At 73.4% G+C, this 6,943-nt stretch carries 4 protein-coding genes; all 4 read right to left on the reverse strand.

The genetic code is table 11. The annotated features are described in order from the left end of the window. On the reverse strand, positions 1-532 hold a 532-nt coding region (dhaL, locus tag N866_RS15005; RefSeq protein WP_034227851.1), incomplete at its 3' end, for a dihydroxyacetone kinase subunit DhaL. A 141-nt stretch (positions 533-673) separates the two neighbouring features. Further along, a complete protein-coding gene (dhaK, locus tag N866_RS15010; protein ID WP_034227853.1) occupies positions 674-1,669 on the reverse strand; it encodes a dihydroxyacetone kinase subunit DhaK in 996 nt (331 codons plus the stop codon). A 202-nt stretch (positions 1,670-1,871) separates the two neighbouring features. Beyond that, positions 1,872-3,245: a bifunctional folylpolyglutamate synthase/dihydrofolate synthase gene (locus N866_RS15015; protein ID WP_034227856.1), complete on the reverse strand. Its 1,374-nt coding sequence runs from the start codon at positions 3,243-3,245 to the stop codon at positions 1,872-1,874. Continuing rightward, positions 3,242-6,553 (reverse strand): isoleucine--tRNA ligase, encoded by a 3,312-nt coding sequence (gene ileS, locus N866_RS15020; protein ID WP_034227859.1) that lies wholly within the window; start codon positions 6,551-6,553, stop codon positions 3,242-3,244. Before ileS ends, N866_RS15015 begins: the two co-directional genes overlap by 4 nt. Between the last annotated feature and the right edge of the window lie 390 nt (positions 6,554-6,943).

Here is a 6,943-nt window from a genome sequence, read left to right on the forward strand (position 1 = left end):
CCTTCGTGGCCACGAGCGGGTCGGTCGCCACGGCGCCCTCCTCCGCCGCGGTCGCGGCGGCCGCGAGCACCTGCTCGGCCGACGCGCCGTCGGCGGCGGCCTGCTGGGCCGCGGTGACCGCGGGCGTCCAGGCGTCCACCATGGTCTTCTCGCCGGGGTGCGCCTTGCCGCGCGCGACGATGCCCTCCAGGCCCGCCTCGAGCATGGCGACGACGCCCGCGGCGTCCAGCTCGTCGGTGGCCGTCACCTTGGCGGCGCGGAGGTAGGCCGTGCCGTACAGCGGGCCGGCCGCACCGCCGACGGTCGACATGAGCGTGGTGGCGACGGTCTTGAGGACGTCGGCCGGCTGCCCCGGGGGCTCCTCGGCGCCGTCGAGCTTGGCGATCACGGCGGTGAAGCCGCGCTTGAGGTTCTCGCCGTGGTCGCCGTCACCGATCTTCCGGTCGAGCTCGACCAGGTAGTCCCGGTTCTCCATGATCACCTGGGCGGTCCTGCGCACCCAGTCCAACGCCCACGCCACGTCGAGGCTCATGATCCTCCTTCGTCCGCTCGTCGACCCGGGGCCGGGCCGTCCTCGTAGCCTGCCACGCGACAGCGCGGGGCCGGTCGGCAGTCCGACCGGCCCCGCGCCCTGAGGAGGCCCCTCCGCTCCGTGCGCGGCGGGACCCCGAGGTCACCAGCGCAGCGCCGCCGTGTGCACGGGGGCGTCCCACAGGGTGGTGAGCTCGTCGTCCAGCCGGAGCACGGTCACCGAGCAGCCCTGCATCTCCAGGGAGGTGACGTAGTTGCCGACGAGCGAGCGGGCCACCGTCGCGCCGCGGCCCTCGAGGATGCGCCGCGCCGTGCGGTAGACCACGTAGAGCTCGGACAGCGGGGTCCCGCCCATGCCGTTGACGAGCAGGAGGACCTGGTCGCTGCCACCGATGCCCAGGTCCTCGATCACCGGGGTGGTGAGCATCTCGGTGATCTCGTCCGCGGGTGCCATGGGGATGCGGCGACGTCCGGGCTCGCCGTGGATGCCGATGCCGATCTCGATCTCCGCCTCCGTGAGCTCGAAGCTCGGGACCCCGGCGTGGGGGACGGTGCACGCGCTCAGCGCGACGCCCATGCTCCGGACGTTGGCGTTGACCCGCTCGGCGATCGCCGTGACCGCAGCCAGGTCGTCGCCCCGCTCGGCCGCGGCGCCGGCGATCTTCTCGACGGCGACGGTGCCGGCCACACCGCGCCGGCCGGCCGTGTAGAGCGAGTCCTCCACCGCGACGTCGTCGTTGACGATGACCGAGCGGACCTCGATGCCGTCCGCGTCGGCGAGCTCCGCGGCCGTCTCGAAGTTGAGGACGTCGCCGGTGTAGTTCTTCACGATGTGCAGGACGCCCGCGCCACCGTTCGCGGCGACCGTCGCGGGGGCGATGGCGTCGGGGGTGGGCGACGTGAACATGGCGCCGGGGACGGCGGCGTCGAGCATGCCGAGGCCGACGAAGCCGGCGTGCAGGGGCTCGTGCCCGCTGCCGCCGCCGCTGACGAGGCCGACCTTGCCCTGCCGGGCGCCGCCGGCGCGGCTGACGAAGATCGGGTCCGTGTGGACGGCCACGAGGTCGGCGTGCGCCAGGCCGAAGCCCTCGACGGACTCGTCGACGACGCGGGACGGGTCGTTGATCAGCTTCTTCACGCTGCACTCCTCTTCGCTCACGGAGGCACGCGGCGTCGTCGCCGCGCCCGCGGGACAGCGCACCTGCGCGCACCCGACGAGCGGTGGGCGCGCGCACGCAGGCAGGTGCTGTCCCTGCGTGCCAGCATCGAAGACGCTGGTCAGAGGGTCAAGGGGATGACGTGCGCCGGGTGTGCACATCCGTGCAACACCCGGCGCGCCGTCATGGGCGGCCGAAGAGCGTCCGGGTCTCCGCCGCAAGCACGACAGAGCCCGTCACGAGGACCCCCGCCGCCGTCAGCGCCCCCTCGTTCGCCCCCTCGGCGAGCTCGACCGCGCGGTTCACCGCCGCGTCGAGCCGCTCGGCCGCGTGCACGCGGTCCGGGCCGAACACCTCGACGGCGACGCGCTCCAGCTCCTCCACGTCCAGCGACCGCATCGAGGAGGACCGGGTCACGACCACCTCGTCGAGGAGCGGCTCCAGGCCCGCGAGGATCTGCTCGGCGTCCTTGTCCTCCATGACGCCGACCACGCCGACGAGCCGGCCGAAGGCGAACGCCTCCTGGACCGCCGCGACCAGGGCGTCGACGCCCGCGGGGTTGTGCGCGGCGTCGACCAGCACGGTCGGGGAGCTCCGGACCACCTCGAGCCGGCCCGGGGACGTGGCGTCGGCGAACGCCGCCTCCACGACCTCCGCCGAGAGCGCCCCGCCGGAGCGCAGGAGCGCCTCCGTGGCGGAGAGGGCCAGGAGGGCGTTGTGCGCCTGGTGCTCCCCGTGCAGCGGCAGCGGGATCCCGGTGTAGAGGCCCCCGGACGTCCGCAGGTCCAGCACCTGCCCGCCGACCGCGACCTGGCGCGCCACGACCTCCAGGTCGACGCCCTCGCGCAGGACACGGGCACCCCGCTCGGCGGCGGCGGCGAGCATGACGCCGTCCACCTCCTCGCGCTGCTCGGCCAGCACGAGCGTGCAGCCGTCCTTGATGATCCCGGACTTCTCGCCCGCGATGTCGACGAGGGCGTGACCGAGCCAGCGCTCGTGGTCCCGCGCGACGGGCGTCACGACGGCCACGTCCGCGTCGACCACGTTGGTCGCGTCCCAGACGCCGCCCATCCCGACCTCGACCACGGCGACGTCGACCGGCGCGTCCGCGAAGGCGGCGAGCGCCATGACCGTGAGCACCTCGAAGAAGCTCATCCGCGGGCCACCCGCGGCGAGGGACTCCGTGTCGACCATGTGCACGTACGGCGCGACGTCCTGCCACAGCTCGACGAAGCGCTCCGCGCTGACGGGCTCGCCGTCGATCGCGATCCGCTCCGTGACGCTCGTGAGGTGCGGGCTGGTGAACCGGCCGGTGCGCAGGCCGTGCTCCCGCAGGAGCCGCTCGACCATGCGCGACGTGGACGTCTTGCCGTTGGTGCCGGTCAGGTGCACGACCCGGAACGCCCGCTGCGGCTCGCCGAGCAGGTCGCAGACGCGCCGGACCCGGTCGAGCGTCGGCTCGAAGTCGTGCTCGGGCGCCCGGTCGAGGATGCCCGCGTAGACCTCGCGCAGCGCGTCCTGCGCGGCGCCGTCCGCCTCACCGCCGGGGCGGCTCACGCGTCGGCCCCCGCGACGTCGACCCGCTGGACCGTCACCCGCGCGACGGCGGGGGCGACGTCGCCCTCCGCGACGTCGATCTCCACCGCCAGGGTCTCCCGGCCGATCATCGCGCGGTGCTCCTCGACGTCCGCCCGACGGTCGGCCGGCACGGTGAGGCCGAGGCGGATCCGGTCGGACACCTGCAGACCGGCCGCCTTGCGCTCGTCCTGGACCACCCGGACGACGTCGCGCGCGTAGCCCTCGGCGCGCAGCGCGTCGTCCAGGCCCGTGTCCAGCAGGACCACCCCGCCGTCGGCGAGCACGGCGGCCACGGTCGTCTGACCGTCCCCGCCCGCGTCGGCGACCACGGTCGTCAGCTCGTACTCGGCGGGTTCCAGCGGCACGTCGCCGTCCGGCGTCCGGACGACGACGACGCCGTCGGCCTGCTCCCACTCCCCTGCCTTGGCGGCCGCGATGACCGTCTGGACCGCACGACCCAGCCGTGGCCCCGCGGCCCGCGCGTTGACGGCCAGGCGGGTCGTGACGCCGAGCTCGGCCGGACCCACCTCGGCGAGCGGGACGAGCGTGACGTGCTTGACGTTGAGCTCGGTGCGGACGAGGTCGGCGTAGGGCTCGACCCCCTCGGGGTCGGACAGCGCCAGGCCGAGCTCGCGCAGCGGCTGGCGCACGCGCAGGCTGTGCGCCTTGCGCAGCCCGAGGGTCGTCGAGACGATCTCGCGGACCTGCTCCATGGACCGGACGAGGTCGTCGTCCGCGACGAGCACGGACCCCAGCGCGGTCGCGGCGCCGCCCTCGTCCACGACGGCCGGCCAGTCCTCCAGGTGGACGCTGCGCCCGCCGGTCAGGCCCCGCCAGATCTCCTCCGTGAGCAGCGGCGCGAGGGGCGCCATGACGCGCGTGAGGACCTCCAGCGCGGTCCACAGCGTGTCGAAGGCGTCCGCGTCCTCGGCCCAGAACCGGTCGCGCTGGGTGCGCACGTACCAGTTCGTCAGCATGTCCAGGTGCTCGCGCACCGTCTCGCACGCCCCGGCGACGTCGTACGCGTCCAGCTGCTCCTGGACCCGCGTGACGAGGTCCCGGGTCCGCGCGAGGAGGTAGCGGTCCAGGGAGCCCATCCCGGCCACGCGCTCGGGCGTGACGGGCTGCGCGACGTAGCCCCGGCCGCCGTCGGCGGCGCCCGCGTAGAGCGTGAAGAAGTAGTAGGTGCTCCACAGCGGCAGGTGCACCTGGCGCACGACGTCGCGGATGCCCTCCTCCGTGACGACGAGGTTGCCGCCGCGCAGGATCGGGCTGGCCATGAGGAACCAGCGCATGGCGTCGGAGCCGTCGCGGTCGAAGACCTCGTTGACGTCCGGGTAGTTGCGCAGGCTCTTGCTCATCTTGCGGCCGTCCGAGCCCAGGACGATCCCGTGGGAGACGCAGGACCGGAACGCCGGACGGTCGAACAGTGCCGTCGCCAGGACGTGCAGCGTGTAGAACCAGCCGCGCGTCTGCCCGATGTACTCGACGATGAAGTCGCCCGGGTAGTGGTGCTCGAACCACTCGGCGTTCTCGAACGGGTAGTGCACCTGGGCGAAGGACATCGAGCCGGAGTCGAACCACACGTCCAGGACCTCGGGGATCCGGCGCATGGTCGAGGCCCCGGTCGGGTCGTCCGGGTTGGGGCGCGTCAGCTCGTCGATGAACGGCCGGTGCAGGTCCGTGACCGGGACGCCGAAGTCGCGCTCCAGCTCGGCGATCGAGCCGTAGACGTCCATCCGCGGGTACGCCGGGTCGTCGCTGACCCACACCGGGATGGGCGTGCCCCAGTACCGGTTGCGCGAGACCGACCAGTCCCGCGCGTTCTCCAGCCACTTGCCGAACTGGCCGTGCTTGACGTGCTCGGGCGTCCAGTCGATCTGCTCGTTGAGCTCGACCATCCGGTCCCGGAACGCGGTGACCTTGACGAACCAGCTGGAGACCGCCTTGTAGATGAGCGGGTTCCGGCACCGCCAGCAGTGCGGGTAGGCGTGCACGTACGACGCCTGGCGCAGGAGCCGGCCGTCGGCGCGCAGCCGCTGGGTGATGGGCTTGTTGGCCTCGAAGACCTGCAGCCCCTCGAAGTCCGGCACGAGAGAGGTGAAGCGGCCGCCGGCGTCGACGCTGAGGACCGTGGGGATGCCCACCGCCTCGCAGACCTCCTGGTCCGCCTCGCCGTAGGCGGGGGCCTGGTGGACCAGGCCCGTGCCGTCCTCCGTCGTGACGTAGTCGGCCGTGAGGACCTGGAAGCCGTTCTCCATCCCGGCGTGGTCCATCAGGTAGTCGAAGAGGGGCTCGTACCGGACGCCGGCGAGCTCGGCGCCCCGCAGCTCCCGCACGACGGCGGCGGAGGCCTCCTCCGCCGTGGGGTAGCCGAGGTCCTTGGCGTAGCCGGCCAGGAGCTCCTTGGCCAGGAGGAAGTGCTCGCCGGCCAGCCCGGCCTGCTGCCCCTCGCGGGCCTCGGGCGCGACGGCGTGCGGCACGACCACGTACGTGATGTCGGGCCCCACGGCGAGCGCCGAGTTCGTCGGCAGGGTCCACGGGGTCGTGGTCCAGGCGAGCGCGCGCACGCCGGCGAGCCAGAGGCCCTCGGCCTTCTCGCCCACCAGCGGGAAGGTCACCGTGACCGTCTGGTCCTGGACGTCGGCGTAGACGTCGTCGTCCATCCGCAGCTCGTGGTTGGACAGCGGCGTCTGGTCGCGCCAGCAGTACGGCAGGACGCGGTAGCCCTCGTAGGCCAGCCCTTTGTCGTGGAGCTGCTTGAAGGCCCAGATGACCGACTCCATGAAGGGCAGGTCGAGGGTCTTGTAGTCGTTCTCGAAGTCGACCCAGCGGGCCTGGCGGGTGACGTAGGCCTGCCACTCGTCGGTGTACCTCAGCACCGACGCGCGGCACGCGTCGTTGAACGCGGCGATGCCCAGCTCGTCGATCTGCGCCTTGTCCGTGATCCCGAGGACACGCTCGGCCTCGAGCTCCGCGGGCAGGCCGTGCGTGTCCCAGCCGAAGCGCCGCTCGACGCGCTGCCCGCGCATCGTCCGGTACCGCGGGACGACGTCCTTGACGTAGCCCGTCAGCAGGTGCCCGTAGTGCGGGAGCCCGTTGGCGAAAGGCGGGCCGTCGTAGAAGACGAACTCGTTCGCGCCCTGCTCCCCGGCTGGCCGGTGCTCCACCGAGGCCTCGAACGTCCCGTCCTGCGCCCAGTGCGCGAGGACCTCCCGCTCGAGGGCGGGCAGGTCCGGGGAGGCGGGGACGGGGTGCGGGGCACCGTCGTCGGTGGTGCGGTGCATCGGGTAGGCCACGGGGCTCCTCCACGGTCCAGCACGGTGTGCGGCGTCTGCTGACACATCGTGCGAGGACGACGTCCCGGTCGGACCGGGCCACCGCGGTACCACCTCGCTTGCCACCGACGGCGCCGCTCGGCCCCGTGCGTGGCACGGCGTCCGGACGACGACGGCGGGGACCGCTCGTCGCAGGCTGTAACGGGCCCACCCGTCCGGTTCTACTGAGGCCGAGCCCCTCGCGAGGCGGCGACCCGTTCTTCCGGAGGCTCGCCGGTGATGGCCGGGTCGACGCCTGTGAGCGCCGATGCTACCCGGAACCGGTCCAGGGCGACGCGGGCGAGCTCCGGGTGCGGGCCCAGCGGCGCGGTGACGACGTCCGCGCCGCTGCCCGCCAGG

Source organism: Actinotalea ferrariae CF5-4 (assembly GCF_000603945.1).
Taxonomy (GTDB): domain Bacteria; phylum Actinomycetota; class Actinomycetes; order Actinomycetales; family Cellulomonadaceae; genus Actinotalea; species Actinotalea ferrariae.